This window comes from Deinococcus sedimenti (assembly GCF_014648135.1).
GTDB lineage: Bacteria > Deinococcota > Deinococci > Deinococcales > Deinococcaceae > Deinococcus > Deinococcus sedimenti.
Genome location: NZ_BMQN01000031.1, coordinates 1 through 19106, shown reverse-complemented (window position 1 = coordinate 19106; position 19106 = coordinate 1). Strand labels below are relative to the sequence as shown.

The 19106-nt window shown below is 61.2% G+C and carries 21 protein-coding genes; 3 read left to right on the top strand and 18 right to left on the bottom strand.

Translation table 11 applies throughout. The annotated features are described in order from the left end of the window. Positions 1-492: 492 nt before the first annotated feature. The 14 genes from IEY69_RS20770 to IEY69_RS20705 all read right to left on the bottom strand — a co-directional run bounded on the left by IEY69_RS20770 (position 493) and on the right by IEY69_RS20705 (position 13487). Positions 493-4161, bottom strand: a complete 3669-nt coding sequence (locus tag IEY69_RS20770) for a class I SAM-dependent DNA methyltransferase (RefSeq protein WP_229784168.1) — start codon at positions 4159-4161, stop codon at positions 493-495. A gap of 208 nt (positions 4162-4369) precedes the next feature. Then, entirely contained in the window at positions 4370-4771 is a 402-nt protein-coding gene (locus IEY69_RS20765) for a type II toxin-antitoxin system PemK/MazF family toxin (protein WP_189074997.1), read from the bottom strand. Continuing rightward, the gene (locus IEY69_RS20760) at positions 4768-5118 is read right to left on the bottom strand and encodes a hypothetical protein (RefSeq protein WP_189074996.1); all 351 of its coding nucleotides are present in this window, start codon (positions 5116-5118) and stop codon (positions 4768-4770) included. Before IEY69_RS20760 ends, IEY69_RS20765 begins: the two co-directional genes overlap by 4 nt. Positions 5119-5461: 343 nt before the next feature. Further along, a complete protein-coding gene (locus tag IEY69_RS20755; protein ID WP_189074995.1) occupies positions 5462-5704 on the bottom strand; it encodes a hypothetical protein in 243 nt (80 codons plus the stop codon). A gap of 88 nt (positions 5705-5792) precedes the next feature. After that, a complete protein-coding gene (locus IEY69_RS20750; RefSeq protein WP_189074994.1) occupies positions 5793-6020 on the bottom strand; it encodes a hypothetical protein in 228 nt (75 codons plus the stop codon). Then, entirely contained in the window at positions 6017-6289 is a 273-nt protein-coding gene (locus IEY69_RS20745; protein ID WP_189074993.1) for a hypothetical protein, read from the bottom strand. The genes IEY69_RS20750 and IEY69_RS20745 overlap by 4 nt, the downstream gene beginning before the upstream one ends. Positions 6290-6424: 135 nt before the next feature. Next, positions 6425-7201: a hypothetical protein gene (locus IEY69_RS20740; RefSeq protein WP_189074992.1), complete on the bottom strand. Its 777-nt coding sequence runs from the start codon at positions 7199-7201 to the stop codon at positions 6425-6427. Positions 7202-7364: 163 nt separating this feature from the next. Next, complete coding sequence (locus tag IEY69_RS20735) at positions 7365-8084, bottom strand: hypothetical protein (RefSeq protein ID WP_189074991.1); 720 nt, start codon at positions 8082-8084, stop codon at positions 7365-7367. Next, positions 8081-8368, bottom strand: a complete 288-nt coding sequence (locus IEY69_RS20730; RefSeq protein ID WP_189074990.1) for a helix-turn-helix domain-containing protein — start codon at positions 8366-8368, stop codon at positions 8081-8083. The genes IEY69_RS20735 and IEY69_RS20730 overlap by 4 nt, the downstream gene beginning before the upstream one ends. Beyond that, positions 8365-8583: a hypothetical protein gene (locus tag IEY69_RS20725; protein ID WP_189074989.1), complete on the bottom strand. Its 219-nt coding sequence runs from the start codon at positions 8581-8583 to the stop codon at positions 8365-8367. Before IEY69_RS20725 ends, IEY69_RS20730 begins: the two co-directional genes overlap by 4 nt. A gap of 5 nt (positions 8584-8588) precedes the next feature. Continuing rightward, positions 8589-8768 carry a helix-turn-helix domain-containing protein gene (locus IEY69_RS22150; RefSeq protein ID WP_189074988.1) on the bottom strand — a complete coding sequence of 60 codons (180 nt, stop codon included), beginning with the start codon at positions 8766-8768 and terminating at the stop codon, positions 8589-8591. A 269-nt stretch (positions 8769-9037) separates the two neighbouring features. Continuing rightward, positions 9038-11419, bottom strand: a complete 2382-nt coding sequence (locus tag IEY69_RS20715; protein ID WP_268243882.1) for a bifunctional DNA primase/polymerase — start codon at positions 11417-11419, stop codon at positions 9038-9040. 278 nt (positions 11420-11697) lie between these two features. After that, complete coding sequence (locus tag IEY69_RS20710; RefSeq protein ID WP_189074986.1) at positions 11698-13224, bottom strand: hypothetical protein; 1527 nt, start codon at positions 13222-13224, stop codon at positions 11698-11700. A gap of 47 nt (positions 13225-13271) precedes the next feature. Continuing rightward, positions 13272-13487 carry a helix-turn-helix domain-containing protein gene (locus tag IEY69_RS20705; RefSeq protein WP_189074985.1) on the bottom strand — a complete coding sequence of 72 codons (216 nt, stop codon included), beginning with the start codon at positions 13485-13487 and terminating at the stop codon, positions 13272-13274. 178 nt (positions 13488-13665) lie between these two features. On the opposite strand from IEY69_RS20705, the gene IEY69_RS20700 reads away from it, so the two are divergent. The 3 genes from IEY69_RS20700 (at position 13666) to IEY69_RS20690 (ending at position 15191) form a co-directional block, all read left to right on the top strand. Then, the gene (locus IEY69_RS20700) at positions 13666-14118 is read left to right on the top strand and encodes a hypothetical protein (RefSeq protein WP_189074984.1); all 453 of its coding nucleotides are present in this window, start codon (positions 13666-13668) and stop codon (positions 14116-14118) included. 108 nt (positions 14119-14226) lie between these two features. After that, entirely contained in the window at positions 14227-14475 is a 249-nt protein-coding gene (locus IEY69_RS20695; protein ID WP_189074983.1) for a hypothetical protein, read from the top strand. A 53-nt stretch (positions 14476-14528) separates the two neighbouring features. After that, a complete protein-coding gene (locus IEY69_RS20690) occupies positions 14529-15191 on the top strand; it encodes a hypothetical protein (protein ID WP_189074982.1) in 663 nt (220 codons plus the stop codon). 269 nt (positions 15192-15460) lie between these two features. On the opposite strand, the gene IEY69_RS20685 is transcribed toward IEY69_RS20690, so the two are convergent. The 4 genes from IEY69_RS20685 to IEY69_RS20670 all read right to left on the bottom strand — a co-directional run bounded on the left by IEY69_RS20685 (position 15461) and on the right by IEY69_RS20670 (position 18697). Continuing rightward, on the bottom strand, positions 15461-15802 hold the full coding sequence (locus IEY69_RS20685; RefSeq protein ID WP_189074981.1) for a hypothetical protein: 342 nt from the start codon (positions 15800-15802) through the stop codon (positions 15461-15463). Further along, complete coding sequence (locus tag IEY69_RS20680) at positions 15796-16401, bottom strand: ParA family protein (protein WP_189074980.1); 606 nt, start codon at positions 16399-16401, stop codon at positions 15796-15798. Before IEY69_RS20680 ends, IEY69_RS20685 begins: the two co-directional genes overlap by 7 nt. Positions 16402-16483: 82 nt before the next feature. Beyond that, a complete protein-coding gene (locus IEY69_RS20675) occupies positions 16484-17464 on the bottom strand; it encodes a tyrosine-type recombinase/integrase (protein ID WP_189074979.1) in 981 nt (326 codons plus the stop codon). A 474-nt stretch (positions 17465-17938) separates the two neighbouring features. After that, complete coding sequence (locus IEY69_RS20670) at positions 17939-18697, bottom strand: hypothetical protein (RefSeq protein WP_189074978.1); 759 nt, start codon at positions 18695-18697, stop codon at positions 17939-17941. Positions 18698-19106: the final 409 nt, after the last annotated feature.

Sequence of the window (19106 nt, the reverse complement as noted above, 5' to 3'; positions counted from 1 at the left end):
GCCTTTCTGGCCCTCATTTGGATGAGAGCCTTCACTTTGTGACGCATAGCATGATCGGTCGGAAAACGGCGTTACATAAGCGTCCCATCTGGGATCTTTCGGCCCCCCCTGTCAGAGTGCTGTTTTTTCGCTGTCACACGAGTAGAAACCTTTACATCCGCATCATTCCAAATTGGGGATTCTACTTCGATTTGATTTATAAACCGACCCGCCCATGTGTGAGGTGAAATCCCAGAATATGAGTAGCAGGTGATTAATGGCCGTGAGCTTGAGCAGGGAGGGGTGGCCCGCTGGGCGCGGGCCGTGCCAGGGGCGTGGCATCCTCTGATCCGTGTCGCGACCCAAACTCGAAATTCACTAACCCTATTTGGGATCACGCCAGAGCTGGAACTCCTCTGAGGACGGTTGGTCTTCATGACTTCAGCGTCGGGCTGGGTGTAACACCTACCCCGACGTCCCTTTTCAAGTCTCAACTGAGTTCAAAAACATGTCTCAAGCAGCGTATGCAGCAGTGCCAGTCACATGTCGGGCCTGACCCAAGACGACGAGCATTTCAAGGACTTCCCCAACTGCTGGAGCGCGCGCACCCTCAAACATGCCAGCAAGTTGACCAGCCGAGAGTGGTTGCTCTGCATGGAGGAGAACTTCTCGAATGGCGACTGCCCGTTCTGCCAAGCTGGGCGGATAGGGGTGAGGAATCCCTTTTGCCGCCAGAGGGGCCACGATCTGAAGACCAAGGCCCCGAACCGTCGTACCTCTCGGATCCTGATATTCGGGTCGGAGGTATTCAATGTGGCCTGATCGCTCTGCCTCAGCACGTTGAACGTTGAGTGCCATGAGGTTCGTCAATATGTCGGACTCTTTGAGCTGGCCCTCCCAGCCATAAGCAGCCTGTATCAACTCGTCCAACTCGTCATGCAGCGTGCGGAGTTCCGTGACGACGCCATCTTGAAGAGTACGGCGTTCCTTCACGGTCAGCTCGGTGCCCTGCCGCAGGCTATCCAAGACGTTGTAGAGATCAGTCATGGTGAGGTGGGCGTGCGCGGCGAGGCGGGCCTTACGGAAGGCGTCAAGGGCCTCAGCCTTCTCGCGGATTGCCTGTTGCTGTGCGGGTGTGGCAACAGGGAAAGGGAACGTCTCGAAGCACCGAGACTTGTTGTATCGGGGATCGTTGCCGACACCCAGTCGGCTGCCCTGTGCCAGCGCCCAGACGACATGTACGCGACTACTCAACACACCGAGGACGTAGGCGTCGTCGTGGGCGATGTTGACCAGCATGTTGTCCGGCAGGATGGTGCTGGGGAGAAACTGGAAGAAACGGTGTTTACTCGTCTCTACTGTCGCGATGAAGCGCGGCAGGCCACCGAGAGCAGGGCGGAGAGCACTGCGCGGCTCGCCGAAGAGCCACCAGTTGTCCCGGTATGTGGCGCGATTGTTTGCGTCCCGTTCGGGCTTCACGGTCAGGCGGACGTGCTGGTAGATTTCCGGGAAGCGCGTACGGGCCTCCTCCTCATTCAGGCCGAACAAGTCGATCACCCGGACGGCGCGCGGACGGCTGGTAAGGTCTCGGCCGTTGCGGTACTCGCGCAGCACCCCCTCGATGCCCGGCACTCGCCCCAGCCCCAAGTCGGCAGCATCGACCTCCTTGTGGCCGTTCTCGGGGTTCGCCGTGGTCTGCACGGGCACGATGAAACCCGCACCCATGAGTTGCACACCTCGGCCGCTGATGCCCTGGTTGGCCTTTAGCTCCGCTGCGGCGGTCACGTCTGCCCCGATGGTCAGGTCAGGATTGATACGTCCTACCTGCTGCGCTGTGGTGATGGCGTATTCCCCGTTCTCGCCGGGCAGCTCCTGCAACACACGTTCCAGTAATCCATCTCGTCGGCCACGCGCCACAACAGTCATAGAAATGCGTACCGCTGCACCGTCCGCTTCGTCTACCCATGGGTGATCTGGCACGGCGTACACCAAACTTAATGGACGGGATGCTTCAACACTTGCTTTCAGGTGATCTTCGACCACCCGTCGGTTGAAGGTCTGCTTGACACTGTTAGTCGTCACAAAGCCGAATCGCCTGACTCGGTCGTTGTCTCGCATCAGCGCGGCCGCCTTATGCCACCAATACATCACCAAGTCGGCACTGTCTGGTACACCAACCAGCTTCTTGGTTGGCTTGTACGTCTCACGCAGTGCCTGAACGTATCCATCTCCCAACGCTTCTCGCATGGGCCCCGCACCCAGGAAGGGCGGATTCCCCACGATGAAGGTCGTGACTGGCCAGAGTACAGGTCGGGCATTGAGGTACAGGGTGTCGTGCACTCTCGCGTCGGGATCGGGCACCTGCCTTTTCGTCACGGGGTCTTGGGCGGTCGTCCGTCCATCCCACCGGGTGACGGGTTGGCCATCCTTGCTGATGTGAGGCTTCTTGCTGCTGTAGGCCAGCAGCGCGTCCGTCTGTTTGATGTTCCGGAAGGCTCGCAGGATGGGTTCAGGAGGGCTGGCCTTCCCGTGATTCCGGGCGTAAATCTGTAGGTACCCGATCCAAAGCACCAGTTCAGCGACCGACGCAGCCCGGGGGTTGATCTCCAGACCCTGGAACTGCTCAGGGTTCACTTCGGCCAGCGGGGCAGGACCGCCCAGCTTCTCCAGAGTTTCCACGACTTCCGCTTCGAGCTTCTTGATGAGCTCCATGCTGACGTACAGGAAGTTGCCGGTGCCGCAAGCCGGATCCAGAACAGTGACTGTCAGCAGTTTCGTCAGGAATGTTTCGACCAGTTCCCGCGCTTTGACTTCGCCTTTCGCTTGATCTTTCGCCTTGTCGAGCGTGGCCTGAATCTCAACTTGGACACCGCGCCAGTCTTCCCGTAGCGGGCTGAGTACCACCTGGTTGACGAGACGCTCAACGTAGGGCCTGGGGGTGTAGTGCGCACCCAGCTTGTGACGTTCAACCGGATCGAGGGCACGTTCGACGAGCGTGCCGAAGATACTGGGTTCGACCTTACTCCAGTCGTACTCAGACGCAGCAATCAGCAGGTCGAGATTTTCAGGAGTGACAGGAAGAACTTCGGCGTTGGCGAAGAGTCCCCCGTTGAAGTACTTCAGCTTCTCCTTCAGGGCGACGCTGTAGCCACCGGTTGCCATGTTGCGCCAGATCTCATCCATGATCGGCATAAAGGCTTCCGGAGTCTCCCTGATGCCTTCAAGGGCCTGACGGAGCTTGCTCTTGCCGATCAGGCCAACGTCCTCGGCGAACATCGTGAAAATCATCCGCATGAGGAAGTTGCTGACCCGCTCGGGAGTCATGATGTGGCCGTTAGCGTCCGGCTGGCCTTCCATGCGCCGGCTGATGGTGGCCAAGGTAGCTGCGACTTCACGGGTGACCTGCGCCGCTTTGAGGGCGGGATTGAGCTCCATTGGCTCGAGCCAGATTTGCCGGAGCAGTTCGCGAACCTCTGGCTTCTCCAGATCAGCTAGGCCGATGCGGTTGGTGCGTGCACTGGGGAAGGGAAGGTAGGCCCCTCCGGTGCGGGTGAACTCTGCATAGATTTCAATGACATGACCGACGTCCACGACCAGGATGAAAGGGGGCCGTCCCTCACTGGCCGGAAGGAGTTTGACGTACCCCTCAGCCTGCTCGCGGGCCCGGCGCATAAACGTGTCCCATCCTTTGGTGCCCCGGGTACCGTGTCCTTTCTTGGTGGGCTTCTTGCCATCTAAAACACGCTGCTCAGCTTCTGCCGCCACCTCAGCCTCAACGCCCTGCTTGGCTTCCAATACGAAGCTGCCCTTCCGATAGAGATCGATGCGCCGTGTTACCTCGCCCTTTTCGCCGTTCAACTCCCGTACGCTCCGCTCGAAGACGTAAGCTCCCTCGCCTCGCGGCGTGGTGGGATCTGGCACGGGAAGATTGAGCAGACGGCATAACTCGATCAAGAAAGACGTGTAATTCGCGTGTTCGGCTCCACCTGAAGGAGCCCATCGCTCAGCGAAGGCGAGGTACGGCGAGGGTTTCGGCATGATGATCTCCGACGGCAGGCCGCGATAGATGAACAGCGCCCTGAGGCGCTTGAGCTCGGATGTCCATCCAAACGCAGCCTCACTACGGAGACTGGAGAGCAGGAGATATTCAGAAAGTAATTGATGCTCAGGAAAAAATCTCACCAAAACATGCAGCGAGTGGTCTTCATGATACGTGGAGTAAAAACATGTAATAGCGAAGACATAATCATTTGCTGCGCATATGTATATAGTCGCAGGCGGATTATGCCCATGCCGGAATATGGATTAGGGCCGATTTTTAGAACCGGGTGGTCGTACTAGCGTGGCCCCTGACACTAAAAATCCGCTGCTTGTGGGCAGCGGATCCAGATCAGGACTGAGGCGGTGTGGGTGGCTGGGCAGATTCAACGACGAAGTTGAAGATGCGGGCCAGATTGCGCCGGATGCAATCAATGTCGAGCTGATCGAGCTTGGAGAGCTGACCCAGAATTCTGCGCGCATCGATATAGCGCACCTGGTCGAGCAGCGCGATGCTGTCGCGGGTCAACCCACCGGAACCTGCCAGGATCATCGGATAGAGCTCCTCGCTCAACCCGTCGAAATCGTCAACCTGACTGGTGAAGGGCACCACGATAAGCCCAGGAAAACGCCCCTGCGCGATGAGAGGTGGCACGCCTACGATCACGGCCGGACGACTGCCGAACTGCTCATGCCCATCTTGATCAGGAAAATCCACGTCCAAGACGAGTCCGATCAAATCCTCGGGATTCAACTATTCTTCCCACCGATCTGGGGAAACACGAAGGGCTTCGTTTCAGGCTTCCCACTCGGACCCCAGTTGTAGGGCTTCCTGAGAGCAGATGCCGAGACGGAAAGTTCTTCCTGCACCGCCGGAGTTAGAGGTTTTACCCTCTGAATCTTCACCAGCTGACCTTCAAGGGCACGAACTTGATGGGTCAGTCTGACAACCGCCATGCTCAGCTTATCGGTCGAGCGCTGCGTCAGCTTCTTCTCTTTGAGCAACACATACCGTGTTTTGGCGCGGCTGTTAGGGGATTTCAGCTCCTTACGCTCAGCGCGCCGCTCAGCGGACTGTTTCACCTGGCCTTTCGTCGTCATGAGCTACACCTCCCTCAAGGTCGTTCGAGGAGTTTAAGGTACTGCGTTCTAGCAGGGAGAGAGGCGAAGCTCAATTCAGGCTGCTCCCACCTGCACAGACCGTTCAGCTTGTCGAGGGAGGTAGCAAGCGCGACCTGATAGACGCAGAGGGCATTGGACATCTGCCTCAGCGTCGTAGTACTCCTGCGGATACCCATCAAGGACTCTATCCACCGCCATCTGGGCCAGGGCATGAGCGTCCCGCTGATTCGTATCCATGATCTCCAGCTCCTCCGCTATCACCATGTCCGGGTATGTGTGCAGCAGCGGATGACCTCTCAGTCAATCCAAAGACGAAGACACCTCAGTAGCGAGCCGATACAGCCTGGCTCCCGCCTCCCGCACGTATTCGACCGTTATCATGGACCTTCCTCCTTCCAGTCAGCAAGGCATGGAGCGCCACCGCGTGCACGTCGAACCGCGTCAGAGACCGCAGCGCTTCAAACGCGCCCGCCTCTGACTGCTCACCCTTTTGAATCTGAGAGTAAAGGGTCAGCACCGCTTCTTCACACTCCTCCCGTCCGATCAGGTGCAGCAGGTGCCTCACACGCACCTCCACCGTCACATCTCCTCGCGACTTCCTGCGATCCCGGAGGGCCCTTTCGATCTTCCGCAGTCTGCTGTTCACATCAGACCTACCAGCCACATAAGCGGCCAACCTCGCGGCTCAGATCGTCGACTGTCATCTCTGCCAGCTGGGCCTCGTAAGCTGGGTCACGCGTAGCTTCCAGCGCGGCGATTCGAACACCCAGCTCCTCGTCCGATAGGGTGGCCATCTGCTTCATGCCCTGGTGCTGCTCCTGAGCTTCGTGCCGCTCCCGTACGAACTCCTCGACGCTGTGCAGGCGCTTGAGCCGCGTCACGCCGTGCCATCCTGATCTTTCATCTGTTCCTCCACGGCACTCAGGCGCGCCTCGAGCTCGCCGACGTCCTTGGCCTTGGTGTATGTGCCGGCCACGGTGGCCATGGCATGCGTTGCCCGCAGGCGGACGTTGGGGTCGTCGTGATTGAGAAGGTCTTCCGCCGTCTCCATGGCTTTCCAGAGCTTCAACATCAGCTGCTCCATGCCAGGAGGTTTACGTTTCGCGCGGCGAGCTTTACGCGCTGCGGTAGGGTCAGCGTTCTTGTTCATACTCACCGCCTTTCAGTGAGGGGGGGGTAACCCCAGTCGAACACAGGTCGTGACTGTCTGAGACAGCCTTTTCTCAGTGCCTGCGCTCATGCTTAGTGAGGCAGATGGCGCGCTATTTACGGCGCGCCATCTGCCTCAGGAACCGGCTGGATCAGTCTTCAGGGCTAGGGGTGCAGAGGTGGGCACAATAGGAGCGGCCTCGATCCGAGCGGACGTGGATCCTCCGGACAACATGCCATGCCTGATCCTGGCCAGGATCACCCCACCCTGATCGATCACGCTTTCCACGACCTGATCCAGATGAGGACCAAACTCGGTATCACTGACCGGGTAAGGCGCTGCAGGTGCGGGAACACTCCCCTGAACCTCGTATCCGCTACCTCGAGGCCAACGCAAAGGCGCGGTATCCACGCCTTTCTCCTCAAGCTCCCGATATAGAGCTTTCGTGGCCGCTTCGTCCCCACCAAGGCTTACGACCCGGATCCCCGCCATGCTTGCACGATCCATCCAGGCTTTCCTTGCCGTGCCCCACCTGTCTGATGCAGCCAAGATGGGTGGCAGGAGTTCGACCAGTGCGGCATAGAGGGCGTCGCGATGCGCCAGCAGGTCAGCCCTGGCGGCCTTGATCTCCTGAGAGCAGGCGCCGATGAACGCCAGGTGCTCCTCGCGGACATCCTGCTTCTCAGAGGCACGCAGGGCCTCTTTGGCCTGTTCAACCCGAGTGGCCTGTTCAGCTTCCATACGCTCCAGAGCGCCCACACGTCCCTGCGCGGTAATCACCTGGTCGAAGGCCTTGATGCCCTCGCCCTCCAGCTGGCGCAGATGGGCACGTTCCTTTGTCAGAAGGGTCTGGATTTCGGCGTATTCCCCCTCGAGTCCTTCAAGTTGCTGCCGGATTTCCGAAGTGTTCACGATGTGCCTCCCTGTGGTTTCGCGGCTTCCTCACGGCGCCGCACGTACGCGTCGGCCTGCTGCTGCAGGGTCTGCTCTGGAGTGCGCGCAGGCACTGGCTGAGCTGGGCACCGCTCATGCATGTCTCGCTGAATCTCTTCCCGGATGGCCTTCCGCTCCTCACTCATTCCTTGAACTCCTCCAGTGCTCCGGGCTGTCCCAGACGCACTCTGAAAGTCGACTCGTAGGCGTTCAGCAGGAAGTTGTGCACGAGCTGCTCGTAGGTCCTCGGGGATCCGAAAGGAAGCAGAGAGTTCTCGTATCTTCCGCCGGGCAGGGGATCCATGTGGGGGCGGCTCAGCCGCAGAAGATCCGTGTTGATCTTCAGGCTGTCGGCTTCATGGAAGAAGACGTTGGCTCTCTCCTGACCCTGCACGTTGTTGGCGAGGTAGTACCCGAGGTGGGCTGCTTCGGTGCGCCAGGTCTGACGGAGAAGAAGCCAGCGCTTGTCGAGTTCGGTCAACCTCTCGAACATGCTCTGCACCTGCGTCTTCAGTTCACTGAACAGCTGGTGATACTCAGCGTGCACAACGCCGATCTCGTGGGCCGTGCTGTCGATCACTTCCCAGCGTTTTGCTTCCAGCCCGCGCCGCTGAATATCTGCCAGGACGCCTTCTGCGTGCTGAACGGAGAAGTGCTGCTCTTCGAGGAGCTTGGCGATCGCCTGACGTTGGCCCTCGAGTTCGACAATCTTGGTGAAGTCTTTCTTGGGGGCTTTCTGCAGGGCTTCCAGTTGCCGGGTTTTTTCGCTGTGACGCCGCTGCAGCTCCTCGGCATCGGCTTTGAGACTGGCGAGATCTTCCTCTGCGGCCTTCGCGAAGGCCTGATGGTCATACTCGATCATGTGCCCATGGTGGAAGAAGCCCCACCCGCCTTTCTGACGGTTCTGACATCCATGTCGTCGAGTGCTGGATGTTCAGTCCAGTGGACCTCCCACCCGAGACAATTGGCCCACTCGAGCAGGCGCAAACTCGTGATGTACCGGCGGCCGCCAACCATCTGGAAGGGCAGCGTGCCACTCTCAGCCCAGCTGCGAATCGTGCGTTCGTTCATCCGCAGGACCTTCGCGGTCTCGCCTGTCGTCAGCGCCTGGGGGACGCCCTCGGGTACGGCAACCTGACTGGTCATGCCGCGGCCTCGTGCAGGTTACGGATGAAGTGTCGCGCGGCCTCAAGGCCTTTGGGCGTGAGGTTCGCCTTGCTGGTCAGGCCGGCGTCCTCAGCAGCTCCCAGGCTGGGTGCGTATCTCTCAGGACGGTATAGGGACGCTACCTGCCGCACCTGCTGCCGCTCCGGGCCAGGAGGCAGCCAGCGGGCGTAGGCGCTGAGGACAGCCCACTCCATGCCATTCACTGCTGACCTGCCAGGAAGGCCTCGATGACTGTGCGAGGGATAAGACGGCGAGTACCGACCTGCACGGCTCGCAGTTGTCCGGTCTTGATGAGCCGGTCGACAGTTACTGAAGAGAGACCGAGCAACTCGGCCGCCTGCTTCCGCGAATACGCCAGTGGAGTCTGAGTGTCTGCCATACCCTCAGCGTCCGCCCCAGCGTGACACCCTCAGATCTTTGGAGACGACTGTGGATGACCAAGGATCATTTTGCCGACGTCAGGAAAACGATCCGGCAACGGCCTGCTCTCCACAGGCAAACCATTTTCGTGAGGTCAAGAAAATGGCCTGTAGACGCGATTTTCTCTCTGCAATGCAAGGGGCATGCTCGACTTCTCTCGAACATGCCTCTGCCACAGCTTGGAATCTGAAACAACTTGTACCTGCCGGGGGCCCTCTAGGGTTTTACTCAATTCTGAGTGAACGTCCTCGCCTTCCGCTTGGAGCCCTCTGCGGCCGCCAGTTCCTCGGGGTCAATGGCCTGCTGGAGTTCGAAGCGGCCGGTGGCCGGGTACCAGCGAAGCACCCACTGCCGGGGTGCCTCCCCTTCACGGTTCTTCGCCAGATCCAGCACCAGGTACTTCCACAGGCCTTTCAGTGCCGCGCGACCGCTGCCCGGCACTGGTGGCTCCTCAAGCCCCAGCGCCTGCACGTGGGCGGCACCCAGCGGATACAGCAGGGACGCCGTATACGCGGTGTACTCCACACCTCCGGACTCCTTGAACACGCCGAGACGCTCCTCGAGGGGCGCCGTGACCAGCTCGCCGTACTTACCGCGCCCCACACTGCTGATCAGCAGCACAGGCGTGTTCAACTCGCGGCCGAGGCGAACCTGCAGGCCCATCACGACCTCGTCGATCTGGTGGCGCTTCTCCTTGTCACTGCCGCTGGGCATGCGCTGGAGGTAGTCGAGGATCACCAGTGGGGCGGCGTTGTAGGCAGCCTTCATGCGACGCACCTGGGCAGCGATGCGGTCTGTTCCCCAGGCTCCTCCTTCGAAGCCGTCACCCTCGATGACAGTGAAGTGGGGGGCGACACCGCGAGTCAGTTCCTGGTAGCGCTGGTTCTGCCGCAGGAGTTCGCTGACAGGGTGCTGGGCTGTGCCACCGGTGCGCAACTGGCGAAGGGGAACTCCCGTGTTGCTGCTGATCACGCGCCCCCACAGCTCGTATCGGCTCTGCTCGTACGTCACGTACAGCACGGGCCGCCCCGCCTGGGCGTTGAACTGTGCGATCGCCAGGGCCAGCGCCGTCTTCCCGCCACCGGTCACCCCGCCGAGAACGTGCAGGCCATCGTAGAAGCCACCTCCGATCGCCTCGTCGAACGCGGTGAGGCCAGTCGGGTACGTGTGGCCCCCGCGGTTCAGGCGGGCATCGGCGAGCGCCAGCAGGTCGTGTTCCAGGAAGGGCACGCTGCCCTGAAGGCTGACCTCCCAGGCCGCGGTCATGGCGTCGGTCAGCAGCTGATTCAGGGTCTCAGGATCCTGCCTGGTCTGGAGATCATGCAGCGGGTACCACTCGACCCCAGCAGCGTCGAACGCCCGTTCCTGCGCGCCGCTCGGGCTCAGGACGAACAGGGCGCGACGATCGGCGATCAGCCGTTGGATTTCTTCAGGGGTAAGGGCGCGCCGGGCGACCACACCATCGATGTTTCGCACCTGAAGCGCGGCCGTCACCTGCTGGAAAGCGCTATCTCCCGTCAGGATGACGGGGCCCGTACCAGTCTCGCTGATGGCTGGAACAGGAGGAGGCTGCAAACCGTCAGACATGTCAACAAATGTCAACAATTCATCCGTTCCAGAAGAGGGATTTTTTACGTCTGAGACGACGTTATTCCCGCTTGAATTCTTGCGTTCTTCCCAAGGCTGTCGAGCAGGCCTGCTGAATGCACTGGCCAGCGTGGTGGCTGCCTCGTTTTCGGTATATGGGTCGTGACGGCCGTGGGTGTCCTGAACGGGAACCTGGGCGACATAGGACCGCATGACGTCCTGTGCTTCCCCACGGCTGTACCCATTGTCGCGCAGCTGGAGCGCGAGCCACATGCCGGCGTTGTTGCGGCCCTCGCCGCTGTTGACCTGGTCGAGGGCGCGGCTGACGAGCAGCTCGCCAGGAGGCCGTCCCTGGTTGTCCTGTCGGCTGCCCTGGTAGGGCGTTACCGGCGCCACTGAGCGGGGTTCAGGGGGCTTCGGGGCCTCCATCAGGCCCAGGAAGATCCGGACGTCATCCGGCAGGCGGCTCAGGGGGAGCAGGTCTCCCGGCGTGCCCTCCCAGATATAGGGGCCGCTGGGGTTGATGCTGGGAGGAATCAGGGCGTAACCGCCATCACCGCGAATGTCGAGACCGGGCCAGCGCTGGCCGAGCTCGCGCTTCGCCTTGCTGTTCAGGGTGGAGACTGGCCAGCCCGGGTGCTCGAAGTAGACGTGACTCCCGCCACTGCCGGTGCGGACGTGCACAGGCAGATTCCACTGCTGACGCAGCGCCTCGCCGTGCGGCCCGTCGAAGTCAATGACAATGACGTTCGAGACGGTGCCAGTGACGATGGCGACCCCTTTTCCGGATTCTTTTGCGAACCAAGTGCTGACCTGTTCAGGAGTTGCCGGCGTGGTCTGCAGTGGCTTCCAGGAGGGTTTTATCTTGTCGTCCTCCTGATCCTGATGGCCTGTTTCTGTCAGGACGAAGTGCGGCCGCTTGGCGAACGCTCCTACGGCTTGGACGGGCAGCACGCTCCAGCCGCGGTCCAGCGCAGCGAGGGCAGCGGTCAGGAGAGGACCTGCTTTCTGTGATCGTGTCAAAATGAGCCGCCTTTCTGCCCTTGTGGGCCGTTTGGTATGTGGTCCGCAGGTTCTCCGGCCAAGGTGAACGCCTGCGGGCCGCTTTTATTTTCTCAAGCGTCCGCCCGCCACTGCGGGGCGGGACGCCAGATCAGGTCTTATTAGACCTTATTAGGATTTTTCAGGCCCCTTTTTTGCCGTCTGGGACGGTCTTGCCGATTTAGGTCTGCGTCAGTTAGGGGTGGGGTCTGCGTCAGTTAGGGGTGGGGTCTGCGTCAGTTGGAGGTGGGGTAGCCACTTCATTTCCCCGCTGCGGGAAGCTTCTTCGGCTTGCCGCGCTTGATCGTGTCGAGAATGCCCTCAATCTCGATTGGCACGACAATTTCAACCATAGAGTCCATCCATGCCTCGAAGCTGCCAGGTTTCGCGAAGGACTGTGCCAGGGCGTCTGCGTCACTTGGCACTGCCTCCCAGCTCCTGATCACGCCGATCTTCTGTAGAAGGTCGAGCGCCCCTTCGGCGTACTTGATGACTCGGCCAGTGTTGCGTGCCACGCGCATTTCCTCGACTTCGTTGGCCAGCATGGACCGCTCGAGGAGCGTCCGCCACCGGAGACGCTTGACTGGGCCCTTGTCTATGCTCTGCCGGTAGTACAGGACGAGTTCAGTGCCGATGCGTTTGGCCCAGACGTTGACGCCCCGCTTGCTGGGCAGCTCGACCAAGGCCTTAAACATCGGTGCGTAGCTTGAGGAGAACAGTCGCACCCATTTACCCAGGGCAATCTCCCAGATCATCTCGGTGCGCTGGCCGTACAGATCGCGCGACCCGGTGCGGGCCATCACCGCGATGATCCGTTCCTCACGGCCGGTGCTGATGCGCTGCTTCTTCTTTTTGCCGTCTGTGTCGATCAGGCGTTCCCCTGGAGGAATGAAGATCTTCAGAGCTTCCAGATGTTGCAGTGCCTGGTGAACGAGGAGCAAATGTTCAGGCTTCATGCCGCCGTGGACGTGTGGCTTGTAGCCCAGGGCCCGCGCAACCTCTCGCGAGTCCAGCGTGATCTCCGACTGCAGTTCGTCCCGTCTCTCAGTGGCTTTCCACAGGATGAATCTCCAGACATCTGAGGTCGTGTCGTCGAGCTGGTTGACGCGTTCAAGCGCCTGGGCTGCGGCCTCTTCTAAGAGGGCGTCACCAGGGGGCACGTAGGTGAGGCGCAGGCCTCTGAGGCTTTCGGTCTTGTGATCCTCGAAGTACGGGTAGTGCTCGACGTCTCTGTCGACCATCCAATTCCGCCCGTCGCGCGTGGCGCGATCCACCAAGATGAAAGGCGAGTCTGACAGCATGCGCTGCAGGTGTGCTGGGTAGTTGGGTTCAGCGGGACTGAGTGTCGTGGCGCCCAGCGTGATTCCTTCGCCGGGATCTGGTCGCAGATTCGGGTGGGGAGACTCCGGGGGCCGCGGCGACTTCTTCTTGACTTTCCAGACGATGACCCGGCGAGTTGCGGGCGCTTCGGACACCAGCTCCAGTTGATCGGTCTGTTCGGAGTAGTACGTCGTCAGGCTTGGACGCTGGAAGAGGTAGCCGGCGGCCCACAGGCGATCTGCAATCTGTTGCGGCGCCTCTGAAAGGAAGCGGTAGGACACGGCGAGACGTTCGAGGAACTCCCCTTCCGGGGGCTCATAGCGGCTGGCCACCTCGGAGAGGGCCAGGCCATAGATGCGAGCAGCTTCACGCTCGTCGACTTCAGTCAGGTGCTTGGTCCTGTATTCCTGCCACGCTTCGACACGCTCAGGGTGCTTGTAGGACTCAGTGTCGACCGGCAGGATCAAGGGTTCGAAGTCAAGACTCGCGAGGTTCTTGGACTCCAACTCTGCGCTCACGACGGGTTACCGGTGTCGTCAGCGTCTACCAGCGCGATCTTCTTGCCCAGGATCTGCAGGATTTCCTGCCAGCGCTGAGGCAGTTCGGTGTCTGAGTTGAGCATCTGGTTGAGGTTGGTGCGCTTCATGCCCATCTGATCAGCCATCTGATCCTGCGTGATGCCGCGCGCGCGCATCAGTGCCTTGACTTCCTGCCGAATTTCCCGGTTCACAAAGGTAATTCTAGTTCGTTCAGACATACGTCTGCACCTCCAATGCGGATGGTATCACAATACGTATGAAGTTGACATACGTATGAAAACACCATACTATTGGACCAGCAGAAAGGGACGCTTCCTCGACCAAGATTCCGCGTCCCTCCCTGACTCCCACCTCAACGGAAGGAATCACATGAAAGATATCAGCAAGCCCCGCAACATCACGCGCATCTTCTCGGTCGCCATCTACGGCTCCTACGGCGAAGGCCCCAGCGCCAGCGTCTACCTGGGCCACCGCTGCGTCCTTCTGCACGCCGACGCCGCCGGCACGCTGCACGCCGAAATCGACGGGCAGGCCGTGCACCCCCTCGACGCTGGACGCCTGCTCGATCTGGGGAAACGCGACGGCCACGTCGAACTCGTGGCAGAAGAGATCCACCCCGACCCCACCACGATCGGTAATACGCGCGCCAGTAAGCTGCACCGCCTCATGGCACGCGCCGGCATTCCCGGCAGTCAGCACTACGGTTTCGCCAGCGCAGCCCTCGACCGCAACGTCACGAGCCTGGCAGCCCTGACAGAGCAGGAAGCGCGTCAGGTGTGGGCCTTTCTTTGCGAAACCCACCCGGCGATCGTAGCGGCCTAAATAGTTCTCGCCAAATCGGGCGAACCGTCCAGCACGACGTTTTTCCCGTTTTGATGCAGGAAAAACCTAACGAATCCTAACGCTTGATCCGCGCTTCACAGGAGCAACATGAACGCCACCGGAGCCACCTACCGCCGTCCCCTGGGCGCCCGCTTGAGCCCCGCAGAAGCTGCACAGCTCACCGTGCGCGCCGCTCAGGGTGAGCAGCTCCCCGCAGTGCCCGTCCGCGACGCTCAGGGCTACGTTCTGACCGCCCTGACCACGCTCAGCGCCAATGATCTCCGCGACCACCAGGCGCGCGTCCAAGAAGTCGCCCGCGTCCTGTACCTGTTCCAGGCCCCCGCTCTGTTGGCCTGAACCCGTCGCTCAACCGCGTTTCAAACGCCACCGCTCACCCCAGGAGTCCTGAAATGGTCAAACTTCCTCAGCTGTCCGAAGCCCTGAAGAGCACCTGGAACATCTGCGAGGACTGCGGCGAAGCCCACGGCCTCCCCATATCCACCCCCACAGGCCTGGGGTCAGTTCTCTGCATCCCCTGCTACACGCAGCACCTGCTCTGGCACGCAGCGCACGGGCAGCTCGAAGCACTGGTGAGCCCCATCGTGGGCGCCTGGGCCTCCCATTGGATGAAGTCGGGTGTGCCGTTCAGGGAACTGCTGGGCATCGTGACTGACCTGGCCGGCACCGACCTGGACTTCGACAGCACGCGGGGGTACCATGCCCGCGCCCTGCGCCGCCTGAGCCGCATGCACCCCGCACCCACCGAGGTGCCCGACCGTGCCCCCGCGCTGCGAACTGTTCTGACTCCTGACGATTTCCCTACCCTGGTCGAGTACCGTCCCGCTGCTCCTGATCAGGGCATCTCGCAGCCGTACTTCGTGGATGACGGCGGAGAAGCTGTCGTGCTCTTCCCCACCATGGACACCCTGGTGATCCTGCAGCCGGATGGTACTCACCTGCTGATAGTGACTGGCTACGCTGGGAAGACGACCGTCTCCGCGAATGGCCCGACGAGCCTCTACGTTCCGCCACGACTCTGGGAACAGGTCGACGCTGTCCTAAATCCGGTCTGAAGTCCACCACTTACCGCGAGGCCGCCCTGAGTTCGACTTCAGGGCGGCCTCGCGGTGTCTTGGGGGTATTCCCCAAAACGGGGGATCGCACCAGCACGATGAAAAACCGATTCAGGGAGAATTTGTCTCACAGTGAGACAACTTTGCTCGCCGGATCTGGCGAGCAAACGGTGGCGGAGCTGATGTCCGCGCAGGCCTGTTTCACAATGAAACAACTCGGGACTTCCCCGGTTTGATTCACAATGGAGCAACTTGTACCGGTGTCACGGTCAGAGCCGGGTGAGGCGCTGGGTGATCGTGGCTCTGGTGTACTCATCCTCCTGAAGGAGGCGCAGAAGCTCCTCGAGGACAGCTTCCTGCGAGATGGGCCAACCTGCCCTCTTCAGATCCATCACGAAGACGTCGAGGGCAGCCTTCTGGCTGGGGCGTACGCGAGTGCTGAAAGCCCGGCGTTCCTCACGAGCAGGTGCCTGAGGGATGAGTGGCGCGGCCGGGCCGGGCTCCGGCATCAGGGCGGCGGGGGTGGGTACACCCTGTTCAGGAGTGGGGTTCTCCTCTCCCCCTGAGCTTGTGACAAAACTACCGAATCGGCTTTTCTTCGTCATCAGCACACCTCGAGGGTGAGGCCGAGGACGTCCGCCCAGGCGTTCTCCGATCGGGGATCCGCAGCATCCTTGACCAGCACACCCTGCTCATGCGCCCGTTCATGGGCGGTGTAGCGGCGGATGACGGTCTCGCACACCTGCAGGCCAGCGCTGCGCAGTTCATCCCGGGCGCTCTGACCGACTGTGCCGACGGGTTGCGCCTTGGTGATCACGACGTGCACGCGGTCGAGGTTGGCGTTCGTGCCGGGCAGCTGCTGGATCAGGCGGGCTGTCGCCTCGACCTCCACTGAGTTCGGCGCCGTGGGGATGAGCACGACGTCGGCGGAGTGTGTCAGGGCGGCGATGTCATCTAGAGCTGGGCGGCCCTCGGTGTCCACGACCAGGTACCGGGTGCCGGCCGGGATAGGGTCGCCTTCTTTCAGGACGGTGATGGGGAGACCGCCCCGGGTGGCCCAGCCGCTGCTGGTCTGAATGGCGGCGTCGGCGTCGATCATGGCGGTCTTGCCCTTCAGGGACAGGGCGCCGGCGATGTTGACGGCGAGGGTGCTTTTCCCGACTCCGCCTTTGAGTGAGGTGAATGCGACGACATGGGGCTTGGCTGTCATTCAGGCGAACATACCTGTCCACATGCGTTCTCACATACTTTCATTCATGCATGAAAGAAAACATGAGAGAGTGATGACATGCTCACCAGTTTGAAAGGGTGTCGCGGAGGTCATCGACTTCGTAGTTGGCGTACCCGCGCCGGGTGGTCTCGACGGAGGCATGGCCGAGGTGGTGCGCGACGCGGGCGATGTCGTTGACCTGGCGGAGGAGGCGAGTCCCGGCCAGCTTGCGTCCGGGATGGAAACCACGGAATTGGACCTCTGCCGCCCCGAAGGCCTTCTCCATGTGGTACCGAGCTGTCGTCACGTGCGAATACGAAAAGACTGCACCGTCCGGGGTGGTGCGGCGGCCGTCAGTGGTCTGACTTGAAGCCTGCCTGAACTTGTTCAGCACTCGGCGGAGGCTGCCGCTCATGGTCACGACCCGGCCCTTCCTTCCTTTACCTTGTTGGATGGACACCCGGCGAAGCTCCAGGTCGATGTCCTGCCATGTCAGGGCGAGGGCCTCACTGATTCGCAGGCCTGCATGGGAGAGGAGAAGGAGGAGAACTTGGCCCTGCAGGTCGGTCTGCTCCATCACAGCCGCGATGTCGTCCTCGCTGTAGGGCGGCCGCTTCACCAGTCCAGGTGTGGGATCTCTGGGTACCTTGACGTCTCGGAAGGGTTCGGCCTCTGTGGCGCCGGCCCACCGGAGGGCCCGGTACAGGCAGTTCGCCGCGGCGACTTTGAGTTGAACGCCTGCGGGCTTGCGCCCGGAACCCAACATGTGCGCGACGTATCCGGATGCGTCGCGCCGTCCAGGGCGCAGGAGGTTGATGGCGTTCGAGGTCGCGTACTCAGTGAAGTGCCGGACACCGAGGGTGTAGGCCTCGATGGTGCGCGGACTGGTGAGCAGGCCACTGGCGCCCTCGTGGGTGAGGTAGGCGCGGGTCAGGGCTATCAGCGCTTGGGTGTCTTTGTTTACAGCCGCCGTCACGGCCCGTCGGCGGAGTTCGTGATCGGGGAGGCCTGCCCACTGCTGGGCTTGCGCGAGGGCAGTGCCCTGATAGGGGACAAGGGTCATAGGGCACGACTTTGCAGCCAGCCAAGAGGAGGCTCGTAGCTCACAACAGTGGCTTGATAGTGCCTAGAGAGAGCGTGATGAATGTATTCGCCAACCAGCGTGAATGGGGTAATGGTTGGAAGCACCAAAGATGCTTCTAGGGTTGGGTGGAGCCAATGACGGAGGTTAGGGGGAATGGTCAATACTGACTGCACCTGAGCTCCCAAGCTGTTGAGCTGACGTAGGGGATGCTGATGAGCGTGTGGAACAGCCTTGCTAACGTCTTGCAGAAGTACATATGTGGTGCGACCTTTCAGGAAAGAGTCTGCAGGCGTTAGTCGGTGAAGTTCCACGAGAGCATTGGGCGTCAGGATTACAGACTCGCCATCCACGAGATTGATCTGAAACATTCTGCATCTATCCTACCCAATGGAAATTAGGGAGGATAGATAGATGATCAGGGATAAGCCTCCCCCTGACCAGGATCGTCTGAGATCAGTCTTGTGGATCGGAGTCGACTACGCGCGCCGGGGTAGGTACTAGGAGACGCTCCGGCCAGTCGGTCGGTACACGGCTGGGAGCACGGGCCGGCACGGGAACTGGCAGGGGCCGTACCGGTAGACCCGGCTGCACGTCCAGGGTCTGCCGCTGATCATCCTTCTGTGGGCGGGCAGGCGCAGGGGTGGGTACCGGGATCGGCAACGGGGGCAGCGGTTCGTCATGTTGTACTGGTACAGACGCCGCCTGAGTTTCTCGAACACGGCGGGCCGGGGTGGGTACCGGAGCCGGGAGGTAGTGAACGGGGAGAGGGCGGCTCAAGTGCTGGCGCAGCAGCGTCTCTTGCCGCTCGAGGTACTCGACGAGGATCAGCTCAATCCTCTCTGCCGTCGCGTCGGTTACGCAGACCTCGGGGTGATGGTCAACCACCGGCGCAGCCACCTCAGTGGCTCGTGACCCCTGCAGGAGTGTCCACAGTTCGGGGTTCTGAGACTGCTGGATCCGGTGGAGTTGCCGGATGGTCAGGCCGACCGAATTCAGTGTTTCGACCAGGGCAACCATGCGGCTGAAGTCGGTTGCCGTGACGGTCAGCCGACTGCCGTCGGTCTTTCGAACCACCGCATTGAGGTGGGTGGCAGCTGCGCTGAACAGATCATGGGCCGCCCGCCGACTGATGCCGAGGCGGGACGCGAAATCCATCACGGTGCGGCTGGGAACGGGCGTGGGTCGGGCAGGGTCCGGATATGACGTCGTCATGATTTGGAGCGTAAGTGTCGTAGGGGTGACGACTGGAGATTCAGGGGGCGAGCACCCTCACTGGTGCTGGAGGTGCCACCTGTGCCAGGGGTGGCGTATCGGGCGCCAGGCGTTCCAACCCAGTCCGCGGTCCGCGCGGCGCTGGCGCCAGGGCTGCCCGTGCAGGGGTCAATATCCTGGTCACGCTGGCACCAGCGGCACCAGTGGCTGACTCCGCCCTGGCAGCCCTGGCGCCACCCCCCGCGCTCCGGTTGAGAAGTGCCCTCAGGCGACCCTGTTTTGCCTTTCTGGCCCTCATTTGGATGAGAGCCTTCACTTTGTGACGCATAGCATGATCGGTCGGAAAACGGCGTTACATAAGCGTCCCATCTGGGATCTTTCGGCCCCCCCTGTCAGAGTGCTGTTTTTT

Coding starts and splice junctions, on each gene's coding strand:
- IEY69_RS20760 (WP_189074996.1), bottom strand. CDS start 5,118: ATGACGACGAAAGGCCAGGTGAAACAGTCCGCTGAGCGGCGCGCTGAG.
- IEY69_RS20745 (WP_189074993.1), bottom strand. CDS start 6,289: ATGAACAAGAACGCTGACCCTACCGCAGCGCGTAAAGCTCGCCGCGCG.
- IEY69_RS20735 (WP_189074991.1), bottom strand. CDS start 8,084: ATGATCGAGTATGACCATCAGGCCTTCGCGAAGGCCGCAGAGGAAGAT.
- IEY69_RS20730 (WP_189074990.1), bottom strand. CDS start 8,368: ATGACCAGTCAGGTTGCCGTACCCGAGGGCGTCCCCCAGGCGCTGACG.
- IEY69_RS20725 (WP_189074989.1), bottom strand. CDS start 8,583: ATGGAGTGGGCTGTCCTCAGCGCCTACGCCCGCTGGCTGCCTCCTGGC.
- IEY69_RS22150 (WP_189074988.1), bottom strand. CDS start 8,768: ATGGCAGACACTCAGACTCCACTGGCGTATTCGCGGAAGCAGGCGGCC.
- IEY69_RS20700 (WP_189074984.1), top strand. CDS start 13,666: ATGAAAGATATCAGCAAGCCCCGCAACATCACGCGCATCTTCTCGGTC.
- IEY69_RS20695 (WP_189074983.1), top strand. CDS start 14,227: ATGAACGCCACCGGAGCCACCTACCGCCGTCCCCTGGGCGCCCGCTTG.
- IEY69_RS20690 (WP_189074982.1), top strand. CDS start 14,529: ATGGTCAAACTTCCTCAGCTGTCCGAAGCCCTGAAGAGCACCTGGAAC.
- IEY69_RS20680 (WP_189074980.1), bottom strand. CDS start 16,401: ATGACAGCCAAGCCCCATGTCGTCGCATTCACCTCACTCAAAGGCGGA.
- IEY69_RS20675 (WP_189074979.1), bottom strand. CDS start 17,464: ATGACCCTTGTCCCCTATCAGGGCACTGCCCTCGCGCAAGCCCAGCAG.
- IEY69_RS20670 (WP_189074978.1), bottom strand. CDS start 18,697: ATGACGACGTCATATCCGGACCCTGCCCGACCCACGCCCGTTCCCAGC.